The sequence below is a fragment of the Ensifer sp. 4252 genome, from assembly GCF_050434565.1.
Lineage (GTDB): Bacteria > Pseudomonadota > Alphaproteobacteria > Rhizobiales > Rhizobiaceae > Ensifer.
Map to the genome: position 1 here is coordinate 44,828 of NZ_JBNDIU010000007.1, position 22,033 is coordinate 66,860.

The window sequence follows — 22,033 nt, forward strand, 5'->3', positions numbered from 1 at the left end:
TTATGGGAGAGAGTGCGCCGGAGGTTAAATCCAGAGTCGTTCAATTTTATCAGGATGGGGGCAACCATGAGTGAACCTTTTGTGGGGCAGATCATGATGAGCGGGTTCGGCTTTGCGCCACGCGGTTTCGCGCTGTGCAATGGTCAGATCTTGGGGATCGCTCAGAACCAGGCCTTGTTCTCCTTGTTGGGGACCTTCTATGGCGGCAACGGCTCGACCACCTTTGCCCTGCCAAATCTGCAGGGGCGAACGCCTGTAGCGGCCGGTCCGTCCGTCGACCCCAGTTGGAACCCGACACCCTATGGGATCGGAGAGGTCGGTGGCGTTGAAGCTGTGACGCTCACGCAGCCGCAGATTCCCGCCCACCAACATCAGGGCAACGGGACGACTGCTGAAGCCAATCAGCGCAACCCGACGAACACGCTTTACGGCACCACCTCCTTGCCGATCTATGCGCCAGCAGGCGAAGCGCAGGTTGTGCTGGCGCCCCAGAGCGTCGCGGCGGCGGGCGGCGGACAGCCGCACGCCAATATGCAGCCATTCAACGTCATCAATTTCTGCATTGCGCTACAGGGCATCTACCCGTCCCGCAATTGAACCCAGCCGCCGGAGGATAACTAATGGGCACTCCCTATATCGGGGAAATTCGGATGTTCGCCTTTTCCCGCGTGCCGACCGGCTGGCAGGCTTGCGATGGATCGCTGCTGTCTATCGCGGATTATGACACGCTGTACACGCTGCTTGGCACCACCTATGGCGGCGATGGCCAGAACACGTTCGGCGTGCCCGACCTTCGCGGTCGCGTGCCCCTGCATCAGGGCACCGGGCAAGGCCTGAGCACGCGCCTACCCGGCCAACTTGGCGGCTCCGAAACCGTGACGCTTCTCGGGACCCAGCTGCCGCCGCACAACCATCCGATGTTTGCAACAACGACGGCAGCCACCGCGACCGCTATCGGAACGAACGCCGAACTCGGCGCACTCTCGGGCAACACGATGTATGCCACTGATGTCACTGGCCTCAATGGGTTCAATACGTCCCCGAATTCGACCGGGCCTACCGGCCAGACCCAGCCCCACGACAACATGATGCCGACGTTGACGGTGCAATTCTGCATCTCGCTTTACGGCGTCTTTCCGTCGCAAAGCTGATACAGCCCGCATTGCACGTTAAGGGAGAAGAAATGTCAGAGCCTTTCATTGGTGAAATCCAGCTATTCGGCTTCAATTTCGCGCCCCACAATTGGGCGCTTTGTAATGGCGCGACGCTCGCAATTCAGCAGAACACGGCTTTGTTCTCATTACTGGGCGTATCTTACGGCGGCAATGGCAGTTCCACTTTCCAGTTGCCAAACTTTACCGGTCGCGCCGCTTTCAGTCAGGGCATGGCGCCGGGCCTTTCGCAACGCACGATCGGCGAGGTCTTGGGCGAAAACAGCGTAACGCTGAGCAATTCTGAAATGCCGGCACATTCGCACGGGTTCACGATCTACAACCAGACCGACACAGCAAAACGGGTAAGCGCCCCCTCTGCCGGCAACGCGTTGACGCTTCCCATCGAGAGCTCGATCACCGCAAAGGATGCTCAACCAGACGCGCAATTCGCGTCAAACATGATCGGCTTGGCGGGCAACAACCTGCCGCATGAAAACAGGCAACCTTATCTTGCCGTGAACTTCTGCATCGCCCTCTACGGCAACTACCCAACGTTCGGGTGATGTCGCCACTCGACATAGCCGCGACAGGATTTCCGACACGCCGCAATCCACCCCGGTTGACAGTGGCAGATATGGGCTTACGCCATGCCGCGTCTGATGACATGCCGTTTCTCCAGCGGCTTTACCGATCTTTTCGGATGGACGAGCTTGCGGGCGTACGATGGCCGATGGAGCAGAAGCACGCCTTTCTGGAGCAGCAGTTTATTTTTCAACACCGCCACTATATGGCGGCTTTCCCTGACGCCGAATTCCTCATTATCGAACTCAAGGGAATGCCGATCGGTCGCCTCTACCTGAATTTTAGCCGAGAACAGTGGCTTATCGTCGATATCGGCCTGGCGCCGGAGTGGCGCAGCCAGGGCAGAGGAAGCTCTCTCCTGTCTGCCATTCAGCGTGAGATGACCAGATCAGGCGTCCAGTCACTGATGCTGCATGTCGAGCACCACAATATAGCAGCACAGGCGCTTTATCGCCGACTTGGCTTTCGTGATGTGGAGGGTGGCAGCTCGCATATCCGGATGGAATGGCCTTGCAGTATTGTCTCCAACGCGACGCCGCGCTGACCCGCAATCAATTGAAGACAGCTTGGTAGACGATACCCTGCTTATCGCGGGCAACCGGCACGAGGAAAATTTCCAACGCGCCGAGTGACGCATTCTTCATGCGATAGATTTGCTGAGGCAGGACTATTGCCGATTGACTGCGGAACAACAGGGAAAACGGAGCTCGCCTCATGCCGGGCATGATCTGCGGTCCTCCGGGAGTGGCTTCCGCCAAGGTCAGTGGCACGGTACTCTCGCCAAGCGAAAGATCGAAGGCCTGGCCGACGCAACTTGCAAAGTTCTGAAGCGTCAGAAATTCCATTCGTTGTGCTCCCTGATGATTCCCGCCTAGGTCGATGACGGTACTCTTACAGCATAGTGGTTGCGCGCAAAAGACTTGGCGCACCACGCGCTCGTTCGCGTTTATGCCAGACACCCAAATGTCTTCAGTTGGGTTAGGTCGCGCGGCTCATCCTTCCTATATTTGAGAAGAGTGGTCTTGATTATTTGAACGTTGAAGGGCGCAGCACTCATCAGCGGGGCCCTGTTTAACACGGCCGTCTGTAGCATGTGCTCATTCCACGCCCGGACATTTTTGCTTCACAGAATGCTGGTTCGCGTTTCCAACAACGACACATCCAGCGGCGCTCTGCATTGCTCTTCGTCAAAGTGATGCCGACATCACCTTTGACGGCCATCAATGCGCATCGCTTCCAATCGCGCTCTAATTGCCATGTCCGGTGCTGACACGGCGGAAAGAGCAAGGAGAAGAGCCTGATCGAGCTGCCCCGTTTGCTCACTTCCGTCGCCGACGGCACCCTCATCTGTTCGAAGGAGAAAGCAATCATGGCTGAGACTTCAACCAAACTTCCAATCAAACGAGAAAAGGAAACCCCGGCTCGCACGGAATCATGGATGCCCTTTGAGGGCCTTCGGGCCGAAATTGACCGCCTGTTCGATGACTTTACCCCGAGCTTCTGGCGCCGTTCGTTTGAACCCAGCCCTGCTCGCCGGGCATCTCTTTTGCCGAGCTGGGCGATCGCACCGGCCGTTGACCTGGTGGAAAGGGAGGCAAGCTACGAGATCACCGCCGAGCTGCCAGGGATAGAGGAGAAGGATATCGAGGTGAAGATTTCAAACGGCAACCTGTCGATCCGCGGCGAAAAGCAGGAGGATCGCGAAGAAAAGGACAAGGAATACGTGTTGTCGGAACGGCGCTACGGTTCGTTCCAACGAACCTTCAAACTACCTGATGGCATCAAAGCTGACGACATTGCAGCGACCTTCTCCAAGGGGGTGCTGACGGTGACGCTGCCGAAGAGCCAGGAGGCTCTCCAGAACGATCGCAAGATTCAGATAAAAGCCGCTTGAGGATCCGGCGCCCGGTTCCACGAAGGACACGCATTCTTTGTGGAGCTGCGCGCAAAAAAGGAGGAAGACATGCCCTTCAAGACAATTCTGAATGTGCTCGGCGAGCACGATGCAGGCGAGGATCTTCAGATCGGGGTGAAACTCGCAGGCGAGGTAAGTGCACATTTAACCGCCCTCCTGGTTGTTATGGCGCCTGTGCCGAGCGGGCGCTATGAGACGCTATCGCCGAGCTGGCTGGAAGTGCGCGAACGCAACCTGCAGAAGCTCTCCGAAAGCCTCACCACTATTCGAGAGCGGATTACACCGAGCGGATTGTCGTTTGACGTCGACAGTGTTTACGCGGAAGTGACCGGCCCAGCCTATGACATCGGTGAGAGGGCGCTTTACGCCGACCTGCTTTTGGCCGGGCCCGCCGCCTTTATGAGCGAGGACTTGAAGCCACAGATCATCAGCGGCGGGCTCTTTCAGGCGGGACGCCCCGTCCTGTTCGTTCCACCAGATGTGAAGGTGACGCTGAAGCCAAAGACCATCCTGCTCGCGTGGGATTCGCGTCCGAGTGCGGCACATGCTGCAAGGGATGCCCTCGAAATGATGAAGATGGCCCAGTCCGTACACATTACCATGGTCGACCCGGTTGCCGCCTCGAGAGTGAGTGGTGACGAACCTGGTGCAGACATCGCGACCTATCTTGCGCGTCACGGGATCAACGTCTCGGTCGATACCCTGCCGAGCTCGGGCCGGTTCGTGGTGGAAACCCTGCACAGACACGCAATTGACATCAACGCCGACATGATTGTTATGGGGGCCTATGGACATTCCAAACTGCTGCAGCTGATCCTCGGCGGCGTCACGAGATCGATGTTTAATGAGGCCAAATTTCCCATTTTAATGGCGCATTGAAGGCCAGATGGGAGCCTGACACCGATCGAACCGCTGCGGCGGGCGCAGGCGCATCCTGCATCTGCCGTAGATTGACGTCGATATGGGACCGCACTTCGACTGTAGGGATATCGCGCCGCATGACACCGCACTGACGCGTTCGTCGCTCTTTTCACTCATCGCGTGAACGATGCCCTCGCGCGTCATTAGCCCCTCGGACCGCCCGGCCTTGTCACCAACGGGAAACTCACTTTGGCTGGTCGCGAGCAAAAGCTCTACTGCCCCGGCACGAGGCTGGGGGCCAAGCGTTGCGAAACTGGTATTCATCACCTCAGTAAACGCAGGTGCCGTCGGAGATCGCCTGACGCTGTTTGCTTTGCTTTGCGTTTCCGCTTCCGCGGCGAAATAAGCGAAGATGGCAATCCGGATCAGCAGCGGATTGAAGAAGACGCCAAAGACACCCGTTTCTAAGGTGTTCGCTTGCGCGATCCGAGCCGCAAGTTTGGTGGCACGCGCCCATAACATGCGCCAGGCAAGAATGGCTGCGATAGTGCATGACCCAGATCGAGATAAGCAACAGGGCGAATGTCACGTGCACGCGTATCTCGGTCCCCGCGACAGTTCCAAGTTTGATCGACCGTTGCATCGTCGTTTGATCTCACCATCCTTGATAAGAGCTTGGACGACCTGAGCCGCGATGTCGGAGGGTATCGCAAAGGCGATGCCCTGGCTTGTTTCTTTGGGTATGGGCACGCCCCGCATCACGCCCAAAAGCTCGCCAGCCGCGTTTACGAGCGCGCCGCCCGAACTGCCGGGGTTAACGGCTGCGTCTGTCTGGATATAGTCTTCGTAGTCGTCAACCGTGGCGGCGGTGGGTAGTCCGCTCGGTTTGGAGCAGACCGCCACGTTCGAGATCGTGAGTGGGCTTGGGCGTTCCGGCCTCGGTGTGTTCCTGTGTTTCCTGGCTTGGAGCAAACTCCCTAGCGATCGCTACTCGGCATCGATGCGATAGGCAGTGCCAGCGCGTGGATATCGATTGAAATCTTTCCGTCGGACTGTTCCAAAAGATCCTGAATTTGCCCGGCGGAGAAAGCAGGCTCACCGTTGATGGCAGTGAGGTCGTCCCCCGTCCGAAGGCCAACCATAAATGCAGCGCCATCGGAGGGAACCATCAAAAGCACCGGGCCGGAAGGCATACACGCGGGCGAAGGCGACGATACAGGCAAGCCAAATACCACCGTGCCAAGCACCGGATGCATCGGAGCAGTCTGGATAGAGTCGGGATTTGAGAGCGTCAGTGCCAATCTCTCTATCGCTTCTCCGCGGCGAACGTCCAGCGTGATGCGAGCATCGGGGGGAAAGGAGGCTGACTAAATTGTTGAAGGACGCCTCTGTCGAAAGTGCGCGACCATTGAGGGCTGTGATGATATCGCCAAGCCTTACACCATGACGTTCCGCTGCCGAATTGCAGGCGAGTTGGGCAACGACGAGACCGCCGGCGTTGCCTTCGTCGGTGCGGGCAAGTGTGACGGAAACCCCGAGCCACCCAGCATCAGGCGCACCTCATGGCCGAGCTTCGCGATCCAGCACGCGTATAAGTGAGCCGCGCCGCTCCCTCCATCCCAATCGGACGCCGCCATCTCGTTGGCTCAACTGTAATGTCGGTCAAAGCCGCACCTTTCGGCGGAGCGTCCCCGAAATGGTTGACAAGGCGAGGGCAAAATATGGTGCCCACCGACATCAACCCGGCAATTCTAACGTGCAGTTGAGCGCCGAAGATCAGCTGATGTCCGAGCAGCTCGGCCCTCTCACGCAATCGGTTCTATCGCGCTACTATGCGATAGCGTTCCTCCAGCGACCTTGCTGATGGAAGGCCCATCGTCTTTTGCGGAGGGGGTGTTGATGGGGATATTTCAGCTCACTGCATTTCGGCCCGAGATACGCCCGTCGGACCCGACGAGCACCTCTGTCGACACGGTATTCTGGGAATCGGAGCATGAAGCAGAATATACGATCGGGTGGGTCCGCATTACGCTTGGTCTTGCCTTGTTTACGAGTGGCTTCCTGGTTTCCTCCGAAACGGCCGAGCTCGTTCAAGAGTACAATCTGAACCAGCTTCGCGTCACGGCGCTGATTACCGTCGCCGCCTTTCTGGCCCTCGGCATCATGTCGTTCCTGCTCGTTATCAGCCGCCAGTTCAGGCCCTGGATGGCCTATGCCCTGGTTACAGGAGATGCAGCGATTCTTGGGGCCAGCCTCTATTTTGCACTCGCTGGTATGGGGATGGGCGGAAATTGGGTGGTTGCTATCCCGACCATCTGGGCAGCGCCCCTCCTTCTCGCAGTCGGCGCGCTTCGATATCGGCCTCTTGTTCAGATATGGGCCACGCTGGCAACAATGGTGGCTGTCGTGGGCGTCGCGGCAGGGCTCGGCTTTAACCTGACGGGTGTTGTGAACGAGGCCTCCCTCGGCGATTTGGGAGAGAGTATCGGTCGCCTCCTCTCTCTACCACCGTATGTCATGCGGGCAGTTATACTGATCCTGATGGGTGCGATAACGGCACTGGCCATGGCGCGTTCTCGGCGCCTTTTGATCCGCGTAGCGAGTGAGACAGCCAGGCGTGCGAACCTTGCTCGCTTTCTGCCAGCCGAAATCGCGCCATTGGTGGGGGAGAATGATGTTGCCACTTGGCGGCAAGGCCGCCGACAGGAGGGCGCCATCCTATTCGTCGATATCCGTGGGTTCACGGCTTATGCCGAGAATTTAGACCCAGCGAGGCTGTCGATCTTCATTTCTTCCTTCCGGCGACGTGTCATGCGTGCCACTGAAGCATACGGCGGTGTGATCGACAAATTCATTGGCGACGGCGCTCTGGTTGTCTTCGGCATTCCAGAACCCCAGCGTGATGATTGCGCGCGTGCGATAGCATGCGGTCATCGCATCCTTGAGCTCATAGAGCAATGGAACAGCAAACGTGGTTTCGATCCGCCTATCCGGGTCGGGATCGGCATCCACAGCGGCGAGATGTATTACGGGCTTGTTGGCGATGACGAGCGGCTTGAATTCACCGTCCTTGGCGACACTGTCAATGTCGCCGCAAAGATTGAGCAGGCCACCAAGCGATTCAATATCGCGCTGCTAGTGTCTGAGATTGTCATCATGCAGGCAGGACAGCATCATCTATGGCGCGAGGTCGGCCGAGAACCACTGGGTGGGCGTGGCGAGCATGTAGCGCTCTATGCCTTCACGGGCACCGAACCTATGGCGCAAGGCGCGGCTAATGTATCCAGCTTGGCCGGCCGCCGATGAGGATTTTCAGTCCGTTGTCGATCAATTCCTGAGGGGCAACTTTTACATCAGGACGGCAGAAATGGACGTCTCTGCGCAAATTGGGGGTGCGGATGAACGTGCATCGTTGTCGGTTTCGAACCAATCGCGCGGATCGCTCCCCAGCTCTCCACGCCCGGTTTTCGATGCTTCGATGGGTCGTGGCCAGGAGGATGGATGGCATAAGAGTGCGGCAAACAGCGCGCTAGGTGTGAGCTTTGAAAAGTCGCCACCATGCTGGTGTTGGCACTTGCTACAGCCGGGAATTTCGACGGCGATCGTGTTTGACGCGATGGGGTATTGAGAGCAATCTCACTTGCGGACCAGTGAGCATCCACGCTCATCTCATCGAACATACCTAGTCGAACATGCAGGGCCAGCTTGACGGCACGAAAGTCCGGCCGGCAGTTTCGTGGCGGCATCCCCGCAGGCCGTATCGATCTGAGTTTGCCGCAATCCGGTCGCAGCCGAGAGGTCGGCCCCCTCTATTCTCGTCAGGAATAAAATAGAACGATCGAATGCACTAAACCCTGCGAAAGATGCACCAGTGAAGTCGGCTCGCGACAAGTTGGCGAGCGAAAAACGAACGTCTTCCAGCCTCGCACCACCGAACGTGGCGCGGCCGAGCTCCGACTTCTCGAAATTGACCCTAACGAGATCCGCCCGACTGAAGTCGGTCCGCTGTAACTCGGCACCTTCAAAACAAACGTCTTGGGCAGAGAAGCGGACAAAGCTGGCCCGGTGAGCTTCGGCTCGAGCAAAAGTTGCCTTCCTGGCACTGGCCCCGGCCAGCGAGGCGCGCACTAGCTTTGTCTTTTCGAGATTGGCGAAGCTTAGGTTTGCGTCGCGGAGATCGGTCATAGTGAAATTCGCGCTAAATAGGTTGGCACTTTCCAAGTTCGCGCCTGCAAGGATGAGGCGGCTCTTGTTGCATTCGCTCCAGTTCACGCCTGGCTCCGGCCAGCTTTTGCAGTGTGCCGCCTGCGCGGAACTATCGAAAACCAAGATAGTTAGGATGGCGGCGATCGACGCAAAAGTTCCACGCTTATCGCCGACGCTGATTGAGGCAATGTGAAACCAACGGACAGCCCTGGCGTTCAACCTAAAGTCTTTGAAAACATCGGTATCGGTTCTCATCAGGGATCCGTCCGAACGCATTTAGCCAATGTGCGCATGCCGATCGAGCTGGCACAAACCCGAAGTCGATTTGGTGGTGCGCGAACTTTTTCAGGATATCTGATTGCGATCGCTCCACATTGACGGGGATCAACGCAAGCCACCGACGGCGGCACCTCGTGAAGTTGGGCAAGATTGAGAGTGATTGGCAGTTCGAAGAGTGCGGCTGATCTTGGGCTCGATACCGAGGATATGCACCTTGGCGCGCACAATGAAGCTTTCTGGATCTAGGGGGTGAAGCATGCCGCGCTTGGCCTCGGGCAATGGATCCGGCAATCGATGTTGGCGAAATCTTTCAAACTCACCAGTTCGGCCAGCAGCAAACGCCGTGCCGCGTTGACCGAGGAACCTGCGCGACGGCGTGCTAATTGACGGGTTGTCACAAGCAAAAGGCGTTCAGGCAAACGGGGACCGCAGCGCCGTAAGTTCGCTCAAGCCACCAGAGAAATGGCTTATCCTTGGCATCATTCAGACTGGCGACATCTGTCGCCGCGCCGCTCATCCAAGACTGACCATAGGGATAGTCGGCGCATACTGGAAGAATGTATGCTTCAAATGAGAACCTCGCGGCTTGCCGAATTGGAAGACAATTCCATCATTGCGGCCGATATGGTTATCGTTGGGGCTGGCCCTGCTGGTCTGACAATCGCTGAACAGTGTTCGGGACCGGACAGAATTGGCAAGCGATCCCTTCACGTCGACGAGGCGGGCCTTTCCTCTACACTGTGGCCGTCGAACGCGCTTCCAACATGCGAATGACCCTGCCAGGCGCCGATCCGATCTGCCGGCCAAGTCCAAATTCGATCTGTCACGCAAGTTACGCTGCGTCCAAATTAAGATATGCTTACCGCGCAAAGCTGCCACGACACTACTGCTCTGGCAATTGAGTCCGCGATCGACTATATGACCGCCATCCAAAACTATCGGAGATTTATCATGTTGTCGCAGCGCAAGCTTGCGAGCCAGTTCCAGCCGCGTTTCGTTCTTCAGCTTTGGAACGCGATGCTTCGGGTCCAGACCCGCGAAACAGCTTCCCTCTTCGGCCAGCGCAGCCGCTAAAGCGCTTACTCCAGTCCTTGTCCGGCCTGCCCTATCTGTGGCGCTGGATGAGGACTGACCGGCTCCTTGCTCATCCGGCCGGAAACAGGATGGCAACTTTAAGCCCGCGTCCACCCGCCCCATCGCCAAGGCTCGTTCGTGCGCCATAAAGTGCTGCAATTTCCTCGACGATCGGCAGGCCCAGCCCCGTTCCCGGAGCTTCGCTGGCGCCGCGCTGAAACCGCCTGAGTACGCTCTCGCGCAGTTCCGGCCTGATCCCCGGCCCGTTGTCCTCGACTTCCAAAGACACGAAACCTTCCTTCTCTGTCACCCGGGTGGTCACCTCGGCACCGCGTCCGGCATAAAGCAGCGCATTGCCGATGAGGTTCTTCAGCATCTCGCCGACCAGCAGGGGCTCGACACGAACAAAGGCTTCGCCCTCGCCGTCGAACCCGAGATCAATGCCGGCGTCTCCAGCGGCCGGTACATGCTCGGCGGTGATGCCGCGCGTCAGCTCGACCAGGTCTATCCGTTCAAGCTTCCGTGCCTCATCTTTGCCGGCAGCGTCGATCTTCGCCATCAACAGCAGTTGCGCGAGAATGCGCTCGGCATTCGCCACGGCCTCATCGGCCTTCTTCACCGCAACCTTTGTGTCTTCAATCGACCCTGCGCGCAGCGCGAGCGCCAGTTGCGTGCGGATGATCGCAAGCGGTGTGCGCAACTGATGGCTGGCATTGCCGGTGAAATTGCGCAGAGCATCGAGCGCCGACTGCAGCCGCCCCATGAACGAGTTGACCGTATCGACCAGTCCCTGGACTTCGTTCGGCACACGCTCGCCGATCGGATGCAGGTCGTCGGGGCTGCGCTCTGATATCGCATCTCCCAGGCGATAGAGCGGCCTCAGCGAGAAGGTAACCGCGATCCAGACGATGACGGCCGCACCGGCGATCATCAGCCCGAGGCGCAAGGCGGAGCGAACGAGAATCGTTTGCGTCAATTGCCGGCGGGCGATCGTCGTTTCGGCAACGGTCACAACGAAGGGAACCGAGTTGATGCCGGTCGAGGCCGAACGGCGAAGGGCCGCGATGCGGATCGGCTCACCGCGGAACGAGGCGTCGGCAAAGCTCGTCGAGCTTCCCGGAACCTCGTCAAGCGACGGAAGCGTCTGGTAACCAGTGATAAATTGCCCTGGTGGTCCGTCGACCCGATAGAAGACGCGGTCCTGCGCCGCCGATGTCAGCATTTCCAGCGCCACATAGGGAATATCGACCTCGAGCGACCCATCCTCGGCAACGACCACGCGCTCGGCGATCGCGAGAGCCGAGCCGGCCAGAACACGATCCGAGACGACATTGGCTGTCGTCACGGCTTCGCGATAGGTATCGGTCAACGCGATGACACCGATGACGGCGGTGGAGATCAGCAGCCAGCCAAGCAGCCTTCGGCGAAGGGAGTAGACCGCTGCCCTCATTCGGGGTCAGCCGTCTTGTCGAGATAGTAGCCGATACCGCGCGCCGTTCTGACCGTTAGCCCATGGGGTGCGAGCCGCTTCCTCAGACGGCTGACATATTGCTCGATCGCGTTCGGGCTCAGGTCGTCGTCGAAACCGGTCAACGACTGCATGATCGCCTCCTTGGCGACGACCTTGCCGGCCCGCATGAACAGGAGTTCGAGCAGACCGAGCTCGCGCGCCGGGATTTCGATCGGCACGCCGCCGGAGGCAAAGCTGCGCGCATTGAGATCGAGCGACACATTGCCATAGCTGACGGTCGATGCCCGCAGTCCCGCCTGCCGGCGAAGCAGCACGCGCACGCGCGCTTCAAACTCGCCGATATCGAACGGCTTGATCATGTAATCGTCGGCGCCGAGATCGAGACCTTTCACGCGCTCCTCCGGCGTGCCTCGTGCCGTCAGTATCAGGACGGCAGCGCTGTTCTGCCGGGCACGCATCGCCCGCAGCACATCAAGCCCGTCCATCTCCGGCAGGTTGAGGTCGAGGATCACCAGATCGAACGTCTCGGCCGCGGCGACCGCGTGGGCCGACGCGCCGTCACTGACGACGTCGACGGCATAGCCGCTACCACGCAGGATGGCCGACAGACCCTCAGCAAGGACCTGATTGTCTTCAACAAGCAATATGCGCAATTGTCTTTACTCCCCGCTCCACTCTAACCGCCGTTGCCTTGCTTGTGAACGGTGGCGCGCTGAGGCATTGTGGATTTATGCGGTACTTGATTTCTTTTCTCTTTTTGGTTCTTTGTCCCCGGCTCCTTCTGGCCGCGCCGGTCATTTTTCCGGCGCTTTCAGGCGCATCTGACGCAAGGACGCTGGTCGTCTATTCCTCGCTCGATGAGCCTCTCGCCAAACCGATGATCCTCGGCTTCCAAAAAGCCAATCCGGATGTCGCCGTGCGCTATGAGGATATGCTGACGGGAGAGATCTACGACCGGATCGTCAAGGAAACCGACGCGGGGCTGAAGACCGCGGACTTCGCCTTCTCGTCCGCGATGGACCTGCAAGTCAAGCTGAGCAATGATGGCTATGCCCAGCGCAGCGACCTGCCGATGAGCGGCCGCTGGCCGACCTGGGCCAATTGGCGCAACACCGCCTATGCGCTGACCTTCGAGCCGGCGGTCTTCGTCTATCATAAGCCGAGCTTTACCAAGGAAGCGCCGCCTTCGACCCGCGCCGAATTCGTCGCTTATCTCAAGCGTCAGGGCGCCGATGTCTTCGGCCGGATCGGCACCTATGACATCGAGCGCTCCGGCGTCGGCTTTCTCTTCATGTCGCGCGACCAGGAGCAGTTCGGCGACATCTGGGATGTCATCCAGGCCATGGGCGCTGCGGGCGTCAAACTCTATTCCACCAGCCAGGCCATTCTAGAGCGGGTCGCCGACGGGCGGTTCGTGCTCGGCTACAACATTCTCGGCTCCTACGCCGCCGATTGGGCAGCGCGGCATCCCGATGTCGGCATCGTCTTGCCCAAGGACTACACTGTGGTGATGTCGCGGATCGGCCTCGTGCCGCAGGCGTCCGCTTCTCCCGACCTCGGTCGCCGTTATCTGGAATTCTTCATGTCCAAAGAGGGCCAGACGATCATGGCGCGGCAATTGCAGATCCCCGCCGTCAGCCCGGATGTCGCCGGCGAAAACACCGCCAACACCATGCAGGAAATGCTCGGCGCCCAGTTGCGTCCGGTGCCCGTCAGCCCCGGGCTCATGGTCTATCTCGACCAGGTGAAGCGGTCCCGGCTGATTGCCCGCTGGAACGAGGTTCTGCGGCTCCATTAGCACCAGCGTTTTGCCCTCGTGAAATCTGTTTCATTGCTCCCTCCGCCCTAGGGTCGCTTAAACATCCCTGATGACGATGGACGGTCGTGCGTTGGCATGCAGCCGCTCGAACAGGCGGAACGCAGTCCACCGGGAGAGGTTGGGTGCCCAGGAGCCAACTACGGCACCCTTGGACTTTAGGCGCGGCTTCGGCCCGTCGTCTTCAACGTCGGAGAGATCGCTTCTACGTCAATTCACGAAAGCCGCAGGGCTGCAAGAGAAAAGCCCTACCCTATAACTCTGGCAGTGCCTCGAAGGGATCGAGTGCTCCAACGCCTAACGGCCCAAAATGACGCAGATTACGTGTCAAAACAGTCAGGCCATGCACTTGGGCTGTGGCAGCTATCGCTATATCCTCGAAACCCGGCTGATGGGCACGAGCATCATCTAGAATCTGTCCGGCTGCATGCGCGCATCGCAGATCGAACGGCAGCAGCTTCTGCGCGTACAGATACTCTATGCTTTCCCACCAATCTTTTAGCCGCTGCGCCTTGGTGGCGGCACCTTCTCGTTCCGCCTTGGCAATCCCGGATTTTACCTCAGCCGCCGAAATAACAGATAAGAATAGTTGCGAACTGGCTTTGTCGAGCCATTCGACAAGCTGCTCGGAACTTTGACGTTTGGACGGGACAAGCGCAGATATCACGTTCGTATCGACCAGAAACATCAGAAATCAATCAGCCGGCTCGGCTTGTCACCGCGCAGTGGGATATCGTCCTCATCACCTGGATAGGAAGCTAGGAGCCGTCCGAAACTCGGAACGTTTTTCAGCTTTTCATACTCCTCGAACGAAAGCACTACGACTTCCTTCCTGCCGTGCCGGGTGATGATCGCAGGATTGCCGTGAACCGCCTGATCGACAACAGCAGAAAGCGTTGCCTTGGCATCTTTAAGCTGGATCTCTCTCATGTCGGCCTCCAAATAATGACTACAGTAGTCATATAACCGCATCGACGCTCCCGAGCAAGATCCAAAGGGCTTAGAGACGTCCTATGTTTGAGCATCACCATGCCACCATACAATGCCGATGAGTGCTTTTTCTGCAGATTGGAGGCCAAAGCGCGCAGCTCGGTAGCAAGCTTCACTTCACCCGCGGGCGGCATGCTCGTCCAGTTGCCGTCGCCCGCTTTCCTCGCGCGAGTCATAGATCTGATCGGAACAGGCCCCGCGGCGGTGGCGCTGGGTCTGCAGGAAGGCCAGACGATCATGGCGCGGCAATTGCAGATCCCCGCCGTCAGCTCAGATGTCGCCGGCGAAAACACCGCCAACACCATGCTGGAAATGCTCGGTTCCCAATTGCGGCCGGCTCCCGGCAGGCCCGGGCTGATGGTCTATCTCGATCGGATCAAGCGGTCTCGGCTGATTGCCCGCTGGAACAAGGTGCTGCGGCTCCACTCGCTCCAGCGGTTCAACCCGGTGAAATGTGCTTGGTTGCCCTCGGTCAATATGGGATCGCTCAAACGTGTCTGCGACCATAAACGGCCGTGTGTCAGCGCAACCCCGGTTACTCCAGACCCGGAATGTCGCCTATCCGCTCCGCGAAATAGTCGACAAGCAACCTCACCCGGGCAATGCCTGCACGCTCGGGCACGATCAGCATGCTCAAGGGCACGGGCGTCAGGGAGTAATCCGGAAGGATCGGCTTCAAGCGGCCTTCGGCGAGCAGATCGTCGACCAGCCATCGGTGCGCGGGGGCGATGCCGCGGCCGGCGATGAGCGCCTCGCGTGCCGCCAGGCCATGATCGATGCGCAGACGTCCGTGGAAAGGCACCACATGTCGCTCCCCGGTCTTGCCGTGAAGTTCCAACTGATCGCTGCCCGCCACATTCGACATTCGAATGCCCTCGTGGCCCGATAGATCCCGGGGAACGACCGGCGTTCCGCGCTTGGCGAGATAGTCCGGCGCCGCGACCAGCAGACGCTGGCTTTGACCAAGCACCCGCAATTTCATCGAACTGTCGGTGAGCGGCCCCAGACGGAGCGCGATGTCGATGCCCTCCCGTACAAGATCGATGCGCTCGTCCGTCAGGCTGAGATCGACGCCGATGTCCGGATATTTCTCCTGAAAGGCAAAGATCAGTCGCGTGGCATGCAGAACGCCGAGAGCCGCGGTGCAGGAGACCCGGATCGTACCGGCCGAGGCGCCGCGGGTGCCGCGTGCCTCGTCGCCGGCCTGCTCCACGAGGCGCAAGATCTGGACGCTGTTGGCATAGTACCTGTTGCCCTCGTCGGTCATCGTCACACGCCGGGTCGTGCGGCTGATGAGGGGCACGCCCAGCGCCTCCTCCAGTTCGCGCAAATGCCGCGTGACCGTCGACTGCCCGAGCCCGAGCTCGCGCGCGACGGCCGACAGGCTACCACGCTCGGCGACACGAACGAATGTCCGCATGCGTTCGAGCGTGATATCGGATTTATCCATTTTTCGGCACAATCATATGCATTGCCGAGGTGTAGTGGAACGCCTCTATGCTGTCTACATCAGGGGTCGGTTTCTCATCACAGGAATGCTGACCATGAAAGTTTTGCTTGTTTTCGCCCATCCGGAGCCACGTTCGCTCAACGGCGCGCTGCGCGATGTCGCCATCCGCGAACTCGAGGCGGAAGGCCACGAAGTCCAGGTTTCTGACCTCTATGTCGACAAATGGAAATCCGAGGTCGATCGGAGCGACTTCCCTTCGCTTGCAGCAGACACGCAGTTCAAGCCGAGCCGCGCATCGAAAGAGGCATTCGCGGCCGACACCTTGACCCTGGATGTGAAGGCTGAACACGAGAAGCTCTTGTGGGCGGATACACTCATCCTGCAGTTTCCGCTCTGGTGGTACACGATGCCGGCGATCCTGAAGGGTTGGGTGGATCGGGTCTATGCCTACGGATTTGCCTATGGCGTGGGTGAGCACAGCGACGCCCACTGGGGCGATCGGTTTGGCGAAGGCACGTTCAAGGGCAAGCGAGCACTGCTGATCGTCACCACCGGCGGCTGGCAGGAGCACTACTCCGCCCGCGGGGTTAACGGACCGATTGACGACCTGCTGTTTCCCATCAACCACGGCATCCTCTACTATCCCGGATATGATGTGCTACCGCCGTTTGTGGCCTACCGGGTCGATCGCATCGACGCGACCGGCTTCGAGGTTGTTGCGGAGCGCCTGCGCGAGCGGATGAGGACACTTTCGAGCACACCGCCTATTCCTTACCGACGCCAGAACGGTGGCGACTATCTGATCCCGAGCCTCGAGTTGCGTCCAAACCTCGCCAATCCGAGTGATCGCGGCTTCGCCCTCCACATCGATCAGCAAGATGCAGCCGAGTAGCGTGCAGCATTGCAGATGAAATTTGCAGTATCGGCTCCACCAGCTCTTGCGCACCATCGCCATCCGTTTCCGGGTCTAATCGGAAAACGGAAGGCGGACGGAACTCCGGCCTCAGCCTTGTGGCGCCGAACGGCCACAGCCGCGTTGCATTCCGGCGATGGTGCCGGGGTCAGGACGCTGGCTGCTACTCAGGACAAGGTGGTGAGCTGACTACGGCCTAGCGTCGTCCCGGCTGGCGATCTCAGGCAACATCGATATCTGTCCTGGAAAAATCATCGCCTTTGAACAGAAGCGGCATATGCTGGGACTTCGCACAAGCATATGCGAAACAATCGCCGAAATTCAGCCGAGCCGGATGGCCGACGAAGCGACCATAGTTGCGTGCCGCCTCAATCGCTGCGCGGTGCAGGGATCCGCTGATAGGCATTTCTTGCGCATCGATTGCTTCAAGGAATTGCGCAACACTCTCCTGCGCCACTTCGATGATATCCGGTGGCGTCGGAGCCTGGTTGCCGTTGTGCGAGATGGCAATGATACGTGCCAGGCTGATCACTGCTTCGAACAGGGCAAGTGATGAATAGAAGATTGGCGTCTTTGACATCTCGATTTTGGCGAGATGATAGCCAGCATCTTCCTCGCCGGCCAAAACCGCCACGATCACAGAGGCGTCCAGAAACATCAGAGTTCCCACATCTCGTCGGTGAAGCGCTTCATGTCAAAGTTGGGCTTGTTCGACCCCATACGCGCTCTGAATTTGTCTTGAATTTTCGCGACGCGCTCGCGTAACGGCACTTCTTCCCGGATGCGATCGAGTTCATGCTGCAAAGCACGCCGAACGGCCTCTGTCTTGTTAGGAGCCTTGGACAGCTTCTGGAGCTCTGAAGCGAGATCGTCGACTGTGTCGTCACGAATGTAGAGCGCCATGGCTTTCTCCTGAATATGCAGCAAAGAATATTCGAATATTCTATTGAGAATATTCAAGCGACACAAGACAGAACAGTTACCTTACAAAGCGCCATAAAACGAAGACAATTTGCCTTCTCGCCCCACATGTCGCGGGAGCTCACTCTTAGCTAGCAAATGACGCGAGAACGTTCGCGATTCGCGAACCAACCGGAAACGGCAGGGGGCGCCTGCCCCGGCGGGCCCATTCGCGCCGCGAGTAGCCAGCAACAGCCTAAGATTTCGTAAACACTACGCTTCATTTTCGCAATGAGGACTTGATGTCAGCTTAATGTCAGCTTTCTATGATGGCTTAGCAGTCGCTGGCGCCCCGTGGAGGCGGGCCCGCCGGTTGCGCACTGGGAGGAAGTCACCAATCCGGTCAGCGACAAGGGTCCTTTGGACACCGTCGCGTCTTCCCGTTCGCACGCAGAAACAACGTGCGCGTGGAAAATCGCGCCTCATGGAGGACTGACCTTGAAACACTTTTTCCTGGCATCCATTCTCGCCGGCGCAATGGCGCTGCCGGCCTATGCGGCTGACTACACCATCATCGCTCCGGCAAATCCGGGCGGCGGCTGGGACCAGACGGCTCGTTCGCTCCAGACCGTTCTGCAGCAGGAAGGCATCTCCGGCAACGTACAGGTTCAAAACGTACCGGGCGCCGGCGGCACCATCGGTCTCGCTCAGTTCGCAAGCCAGCAGAAGGGCAACCCGAACGCCCTGATCGTCGGCGGTTACGTCATGGTCGGCGCGATCTTGACCAACAAGTCGCCGGTCACGCTCAAGGATGTCACCCCGATCGCGCGCCTCACCGGCGAATATGAAGCGATCGTCGTTCCGGCCGCGTCCGAGATCAAGACGATGGCTGACCTCGTCGAAGCCCTGAAGAAGGATCCGGGCGCGGTATCCTGGGCTGGTGGCTCTGCCGGCGGTACCGACCACATCGCCGTTGGCCTGATCGCCAAGGCAGCCGGTGTCGACCCGACCAAGATCAACTACATCGCCTATTCCGGCGGCGGCGAAGCGCTTGCAGCCATCCTCGGCAGCCAGGTTACGGCCGGCATCTCCGGCTACGGCGAGTTCGAAGCCCAGGTCAAGGCCGGCACGCTGCGCCTGATCGCAGTATCGAGCGCAGAACGCCTCCCCGGCATCGACGCGCCGACGCTGAAGGAATCCGGCCTCGATGTCGTCGTTGAAAACTGGCGCATGGTTGCAGCCGCTCCGGGCCTCACCGACGAGCAGAAGGCCGCCGTTTCGGCCGACGTCGAAAAGCTCGCCAAGTCGGCCGGCTGGCAGGAAGTCCTGAAGACCAAGGGTTGGCAGGATAGCTACCTCGCAGGCGACGCTTTCGCCGCCCAGCTCGACAAGGACGTTTCGGCCACCGAAGGCGTCCTCAAGGACATTGGACTGGTGAAATGACCAAGGGGCTCAACCCTTCCACCACAACGCGTCGCCCTGATCGGGCGGCGCTCTTCATCGCGGCCGTGCTTGCCGCCATCGCTGGCCTTATTTTCTGGGACGTGTCGCGCCTGGCAGGCGCTGCCGGTTACTCCCAGGTCGGACCGACGACGGTCCCCTATGCGATCGCCTGCTGTCTCGCCGGCCTTGCCGTCTGGACCATCTTTGCCGCGTTCCGCAACGATTTCCCCGAGCGCGAGCACCAGGAAATCGCGCCGGTCATATGGATCGTCGCCGGGCTTGCAGCACAGATGTTGCTCTTGAACGTCGCGGGCTTTTCGATCGCCACCGGCATTCTCTTTGCGCTCACCGCACGCGGCTTTGGCAAGCGCAAGCTTTGGTTCTCCCTGCCAGTTGGCATCGCGCTCTGTTTTGTCGTCTGGGTGATATTCGCCAAGCTTCTGCAGTTGTCGCTGCCCGCAGGGCCGCTTGAACACCTGTTCTTCTAAGAGGGCCGTCGACCATGGCTACTTTTGAATTCCTGTTGCAGGGACTGTGGGTTGCTGCCCAGCCGATGAACCTGCTTTACGCGCTGATCGGCGTGACGCTTGGAACCGCCGTCGGCGTTCTTCCCGGCATCGGCCCGGCCCTGACCGTCGCGCTTCTTCTGCCCGTTACCTACCAGCTCGACCCGGCCGGTTCGCTGATCATGTTCGCCGGCATCTATTATGGCGGCATGTACGGCGGCTCGACCACCTCGATCCTGCTCAATACGCCGGGTGAAAGCGCCTCGATCGTCACGGCACTCGAGGGCAACAAGATGGCGCGCGCCGGACGGGGCGGGCCTGCGCTTGCGACCGCCGCCATCGGCTCGTTCGTTGCCGGCCTGATCGCGACGCTCGGCCTTGCCTTCATCGCGCCCTACATCGTCAAGCTGGCTCTGGTATTTGGTCCACGCGAATACTTCGCGCTGATGGTTCTCGCCTTCGTGACCGTGTCTTCGGCTTTCGGCGATTCCACGCTTCGCGGATTGACCGCACTCTTTGTTGGCCTGGCGCTTTCCGTCGTCGGCATCGACCAACTGACCGGCCAGGCACGCCTCTCCTTTGGCGTTCCCGAACTGCTTGACGGTATCGAGGTCACGACGCTTGCCGTGGCTATGTTCGCGATCGGCGAGACGCTTTTCATTGCCGCACAAGGCGACAAGGGCCCGGATAAGGTCGAGGCCGTGCGCGGTTCGATCTGGATGAGCAAGGCCGACTGGGCGCGCTCGTGGAAGCCCTGGCTTCGCGGTACGTTCATTGGCTTTCCGATCGGTGCCATGCCGGCCGGCGGCGCCGAGATCGGCACCTTCCTGTCCTATGCGGCGGAAAAGCGTCTGGCGAAGCATCCGGAAGAGTTCGGCAACGGCGCCATCGAAGGCGTCGCCGGTCCGGAAGCCGCCAACAATGCATCGGCGGCCGGCACGCTCGTTCCGCTTTTGACCCTCGGCCTGCCGACGACCGCGACCGCCGCGATCATGCTTGCCGGCTTCCAGCAATACGGCCTGCAGCCCGGACCGTTGCTGTTTGCCACCAACCCGCAGCTCGTATGGGGTCTGATCGCCAGCCTGCTGATTGCCAATTTCATGCTGCTGGTCCTGAACCTGCCGCTGATCGGGCTTTGGGTTAAGCTGCTGACCATCCCGAAGCCATGGCTTTATGCCGGCATTCTGCTGTTTGCGACGCTCGGCACCATCGGCGCCAACCCGTCGGTCTATGAACTGGGCATGCTACTCGCCTTCGGTCTGCTCGGCTATGCCATGCGTGTGTTCGGCTACCCGATCGCGCCTGTCGTCGTTGGCTTGATCCTCGGGCCGCTGGCCGAGCAGCAGCTTCGCCGGGCGCTGGCCATCAGCCAGGGTGACGTCAGCGTGCTCTTCACCTCGCCGATCGCCGCCGTGCTACTGGTTATCGCCGCTGCGGCACTGATCATACCGCTGATCCTCAGGGCCCGCGGACGTGGCGAAATGCTGGCGCAGCTCGCAGCCAACGAAGACTAAGAAGCCGTACAGCACCGCGCGCCTGTTCAGGCGCGCAACGGTCGCTGTAACGCTTTGATCTTCTGCATGGTTTTGTCCCTATATCGATTTCGATATAAGGAATTATGCAGGAGCCTCCCAAGGCTCAATGGGCAGGCCCGCTCGATCGATAGTTGACCGGGCCTGCTTCCGTTGCATGGCTGGAGTGTCCGATTGTGCATTGCAAAAAGACCCGGCAGACCCCATCTTTTGCTCATCAGAGAGAAAACGAAAGCGAGCAAAAAGATGGCTACCACAACTTACCGCAAGGGTTTCATCGGCCGCGCATTCGCAGTTCTCGGCGCCGCTAGCGCCGCTGCCGCTGCTGTCGAAGGCCACCGCCGCCCGAAGGCAAGCGACCTGCGCACCCTGGGCATCGATCCGGCCAACTTCCCGGGCCGCGACTAACAGAAAATTCCTGCGCCCGTCATCGCGATGGGGCGCCTTATCCTCCCAAGGATGAAACGGCTCGACATCGAGAGATGGCGGGCCGTTATTTTTTGGCCGTTTGAGCGCAGCATACTTCCAAGGGAAGTGCCGAGCGGTTTTCCGCCAGAAATACCTGCAAAATGAGAAGAGCGTTTCCGTGATGCCGCGCAAGGCCGAAGCGGTTTTAACGCCCCGTTGCCATACGCATCAAGTCACACATGCGCTGCCGCAGGATGCGGCCCCACGGCACTTCGGCATCGATCGCTCGATAGCCGGCCTGCGTCAGCGAAAAGCAAACGCTGCCGTTGATTTCGCGTCTTGTGATGTACTGCATGTTCAAGGCGCGAAAGACCGCGGCATGAAGCTCCTGCGGCCAATCGATGTCGTCGGCCGGCACCCGATGGGCGCCCGCTCGGTAAACCTCTTCCAAGACCCGCTTCAGATCATCTGAAATCATCAACCGTTTATCCAGGGATGATGGCCGTTTGGCAATGCCGGCCCGGCCCTTCCAT

The 22,033-nt window shown here is 59.4% G+C and carries 25 protein-coding genes and 4 pseudogenes; 15 read left to right on the plus strand and 14 right to left on the minus strand.

Annotated elements, in window-relative coordinates:
• The first annotated feature begins 66 nt into the window (after positions 1 to 66).
• The 4 genes from ABIE33_RS15805 (at position 67) to ABIE33_RS15820 (ending at position 2,280) form a co-directional block, all read left to right on the plus strand.
• Positions 67 to 597 carry a phage tail protein gene (locus ABIE33_RS15805; RefSeq protein WP_429126494.1) on the plus strand — a complete coding sequence of 177 codons (531 nt, stop codon included), beginning with the start codon at positions 67 to 69 and terminating at the stop codon, positions 595 to 597.
• A 53-nt stretch (positions 598 to 650) separates the two neighbouring features.
• The gene (locus ABIE33_RS15810; protein ID WP_429126496.1) at positions 651 to 1,151 is read left to right on the plus strand and encodes a phage tail protein; all 501 of its coding nucleotides are present in this window, start codon (positions 651 to 653) and stop codon (positions 1,149 to 1,151) included.
• A 32-nt stretch (positions 1,152 to 1,183) separates the two neighbouring features.
• Positions 1,184 to 1,717 carry a phage tail protein gene (locus ABIE33_RS15815; protein WP_429126498.1) on the plus strand — a complete coding sequence of 178 codons (534 nt, stop codon included), beginning with the start codon at positions 1,184 to 1,186 and terminating at the stop codon, positions 1,715 to 1,717.
• A gap of 71 nt (positions 1,718 to 1,788) precedes the next feature.
• Complete coding sequence (locus tag ABIE33_RS15820) at positions 1,789 to 2,280, plus strand: GNAT family N-acetyltransferase (RefSeq protein WP_429126902.1); 492 nt, start codon at positions 1,789 to 1,791, stop codon at positions 2,278 to 2,280.
• A gap of 7 nt (positions 2,281 to 2,287) precedes the next feature.
• Here ABIE33_RS15820 and ABIE33_RS15825 read toward each other — a convergent pair whose 3' ends face one another.
• The gene (locus ABIE33_RS15825) at positions 2,288 to 2,581 is read right to left on the minus strand and encodes a DUF6916 family protein (RefSeq protein WP_176353392.1); all 294 of its coding nucleotides are present in this window, start codon (positions 2,579 to 2,581) and stop codon (positions 2,288 to 2,290) included.
• A gap of 524 nt (positions 2,582 to 3,105) precedes the next feature.
• On the opposite strand from ABIE33_RS15825, the gene ABIE33_RS15830 reads away from it, so the two are divergent.
• Positions 3,106 to 3,630 (plus strand): Hsp20/alpha crystallin family protein, encoded by a 525-nt coding sequence (locus ABIE33_RS15830; RefSeq protein ID WP_429126501.1) that lies wholly within the window; start codon positions 3,106 to 3,108, stop codon positions 3,628 to 3,630.
• Positions 3,631 to 3,699: 69 nt separating this feature from the next.
• Entirely contained in the window at positions 3,700 to 4,530 is an 831-nt protein-coding gene (locus ABIE33_RS15835; protein WP_429126503.1) for a universal stress protein, read from the plus strand.
• Between the two features lie 567 nt (positions 4,531 to 5,097).
• Here the strand turns inward: ABIE33_RS15835 and ABIE33_RS15840 are convergent.
• The 3 genes and pseudogenes from ABIE33_RS15840 to ABIE33_RS15850 form a co-directional block, all read right to left on the minus strand.
• A complete protein-coding gene (locus ABIE33_RS15840; protein WP_429126505.1) occupies positions 5,098 to 5,415 on the minus strand; it encodes a S1C family serine protease in 318 nt (105 codons plus the stop codon).
• Positions 5,416 to 5,489: 74 nt separating this feature from the next.
• On the minus strand, positions 5,490 to 5,813 hold the full coding sequence (locus ABIE33_RS15845; protein WP_429126506.1) for a hypothetical protein: 324 nt from the start codon (positions 5,811 to 5,813) through the stop codon (positions 5,490 to 5,492).
• Between the two features lie 73 nt (positions 5,814 to 5,886).
• Positions 5,887 to 6,045, minus strand: a pseudogene (locus ABIE33_RS15850) (PDZ domain-containing protein); the annotation flags it as partial.
• A gap of 366 nt (positions 6,046 to 6,411) precedes the next feature.
• Here ABIE33_RS15850 and ABIE33_RS15855 point away from each other — a divergent pair.
• Positions 6,412 to 7,818 carry an adenylate/guanylate cyclase domain-containing protein gene (locus ABIE33_RS15855; protein ID WP_429126508.1) on the plus strand — a complete coding sequence of 469 codons (1,407 nt, stop codon included), beginning with the start codon at positions 6,412 to 6,414 and terminating at the stop codon, positions 7,816 to 7,818.
• 376 nt (positions 7,819 to 8,194) lie between these two features.
• On the opposite strand, the pseudogene ABIE33_RS15860 reads toward ABIE33_RS15855, so the two are convergent.
• Positions 8,195 to 8,973, minus strand: a pseudogene (locus tag ABIE33_RS15860) (pentapeptide repeat-containing protein).
• Positions 8,974 to 9,125: 152 nt separating this feature from the next.
• Positions 9,126 to 9,255 (minus strand): annotated as a pseudogene (locus tag ABIE33_RS15865) (plasmid pRiA4b ORF-3 family protein); the annotation flags it as partial.
• A 693-nt stretch (positions 9,256 to 9,948) separates the two neighbouring features.
• Between ABIE33_RS15865 and ABIE33_RS15870 the strand changes: the two are divergent.
• Positions 9,949 to 10,071 (plus strand): hypothetical protein, encoded by a 123-nt coding sequence (locus ABIE33_RS15870; protein ID WP_280938470.1) that lies wholly within the window; start codon positions 9,949 to 9,951, stop codon positions 10,069 to 10,071.
• Positions 10,072 to 10,141: 70 nt separating this feature from the next.
• Here ABIE33_RS15870 and ABIE33_RS15875 read toward each other — a convergent pair whose 3' ends face one another.
• Together ABIE33_RS15875 and ABIE33_RS15880 are read right to left on the minus strand one after the other, a co-directional pair.
• Positions 10,142 to 11,521: a sensor histidine kinase gene (locus tag ABIE33_RS15875; RefSeq protein ID WP_429126510.1), complete on the minus strand. Its 1,380-nt coding sequence runs from the start codon at positions 11,519 to 11,521 to the stop codon at positions 10,142 to 10,144.
• On the minus strand, positions 11,518 to 12,195 hold the full coding sequence (locus ABIE33_RS15880) for a response regulator (RefSeq protein WP_429126512.1): 678 nt from the start codon (positions 12,193 to 12,195) through the stop codon (positions 11,518 to 11,520). Before ABIE33_RS15880 ends, ABIE33_RS15875 begins: the two co-directional genes overlap by 4 nt.
• Before the next feature lie 77 nt (positions 12,196 to 12,272).
• On the opposite strand from ABIE33_RS15880, the gene ABIE33_RS15885 reads away from it, so the two are divergent.
• The gene (locus ABIE33_RS15885; RefSeq protein WP_057218798.1) at positions 12,273 to 13,340 is read left to right on the plus strand and encodes an ABC transporter substrate-binding protein; all 1,068 of its coding nucleotides are present in this window, start codon (positions 12,273 to 12,275) and stop codon (positions 13,338 to 13,340) included.
• Positions 13,341 to 13,611: 271 nt separating this feature from the next.
• On the opposite strand, the gene ABIE33_RS15890 is transcribed toward ABIE33_RS15885, so the two are convergent.
• A complete protein-coding gene (locus ABIE33_RS15890) occupies positions 13,612 to 14,046 on the minus strand; it encodes a type II toxin-antitoxin system VapC family toxin (RefSeq protein WP_429126515.1) in 435 nt (144 codons plus the stop codon).
• Complete coding sequence (locus ABIE33_RS15895; RefSeq protein ID WP_429126517.1) at positions 14,046 to 14,288, minus strand: type II toxin-antitoxin system Phd/YefM family antitoxin; 243 nt, start codon at positions 14,286 to 14,288, stop codon at positions 14,046 to 14,048. The genes ABIE33_RS15890 and ABIE33_RS15895 overlap by 1 nt, the downstream gene beginning before the upstream one ends.
• 279 nt (positions 14,289 to 14,567) lie before the next feature.
• Here ABIE33_RS15895 and ABIE33_RS15900 point away from each other — a divergent pair.
• Positions 14,568 to 14,771 (plus strand): annotated as a pseudogene (locus tag ABIE33_RS15900) (ABC transporter substrate-binding protein); the annotation flags it as partial.
• A 112-nt stretch (positions 14,772 to 14,883) separates the two neighbouring features.
• Here the strand turns inward: ABIE33_RS15900 and ABIE33_RS15905 are convergent.
• A complete protein-coding gene (locus tag ABIE33_RS15905) occupies positions 14,884 to 15,798 on the minus strand; it encodes a LysR family transcriptional regulator (RefSeq protein ID WP_429126519.1) in 915 nt (304 codons plus the stop codon).
• Between the two features lie 94 nt (positions 15,799 to 15,892).
• On the opposite strand from ABIE33_RS15905, the gene ABIE33_RS15910 reads away from it, so the two are divergent.
• Positions 15,893 to 16,690, plus strand: a complete 798-nt coding sequence (locus ABIE33_RS15910; protein WP_429126521.1) for an NAD(P)H-dependent oxidoreductase — start codon at positions 15,893 to 15,895, stop codon at positions 16,688 to 16,690.
• A gap of 241 nt (positions 16,691 to 16,931) precedes the next feature.
• On the opposite strand, the gene ABIE33_RS15915 is transcribed toward ABIE33_RS15910, so the two are convergent.
• The gene (locus ABIE33_RS15915; RefSeq protein WP_429126523.1) at positions 16,932 to 17,369 is read right to left on the minus strand and encodes a type II toxin-antitoxin system VapC family toxin; all 438 of its coding nucleotides are present in this window, start codon (positions 17,367 to 17,369) and stop codon (positions 16,932 to 16,934) included.
• On the minus strand, positions 17,369 to 17,614 hold the full coding sequence (locus tag ABIE33_RS15920; RefSeq protein WP_025429025.1) for a type II toxin-antitoxin system VapB family antitoxin: 246 nt from the start codon (positions 17,612 to 17,614) through the stop codon (positions 17,369 to 17,371). Before ABIE33_RS15920 ends, ABIE33_RS15915 begins: the two co-directional genes overlap by 1 nt.
• 495 nt (positions 17,615 to 18,109) lie before the next feature.
• Here ABIE33_RS15920 and ABIE33_RS15925 point away from each other — a divergent pair, with 495 nt between their 5' ends.
• From ABIE33_RS15925 to ABIE33_RS15940, 4 genes are all read left to right on the plus strand, one after another.
• Complete coding sequence (locus ABIE33_RS15925; protein WP_429126525.1) at positions 18,110 to 19,054, plus strand: Bug family tripartite tricarboxylate transporter substrate binding protein; 945 nt, start codon at positions 18,110 to 18,112, stop codon at positions 19,052 to 19,054.
• Positions 19,051 to 19,542: a tripartite tricarboxylate transporter TctB family protein gene (locus tag ABIE33_RS15930; RefSeq protein ID WP_429126527.1), complete on the plus strand. Its 492-nt coding sequence runs from the start codon at positions 19,051 to 19,053 to the stop codon at positions 19,540 to 19,542. The genes ABIE33_RS15925 and ABIE33_RS15930 overlap by 4 nt, the downstream gene beginning before the upstream one ends.
• 14 nt (positions 19,543 to 19,556) lie before the next feature.
• Positions 19,557 to 21,074 (plus strand): tripartite tricarboxylate transporter permease, encoded by a 1,518-nt coding sequence (locus tag ABIE33_RS15935; protein ID WP_429126529.1) that lies wholly within the window; start codon positions 19,557 to 19,559, stop codon positions 21,072 to 21,074.
• A gap of 264 nt (positions 21,075 to 21,338) precedes the next feature.
• Positions 21,339 to 21,500: a hypothetical protein gene (locus ABIE33_RS15940; protein ID WP_429126531.1), complete on the plus strand. Its 162-nt coding sequence runs from the start codon at positions 21,339 to 21,341 to the stop codon at positions 21,498 to 21,500.
• Positions 21,501 to 21,705: 205 nt separating this feature from the next.
• Here the strand turns inward: ABIE33_RS15940 and ABIE33_RS15945 are convergent, their stop codons facing one another.
• Entirely contained in the window at positions 21,706 to 21,978 is a 273-nt protein-coding gene (locus ABIE33_RS15945; protein WP_429126532.1) for a hypothetical protein, read from the minus strand.
• Positions 21,979 to 22,033 lie beyond the last annotated feature (55 nt).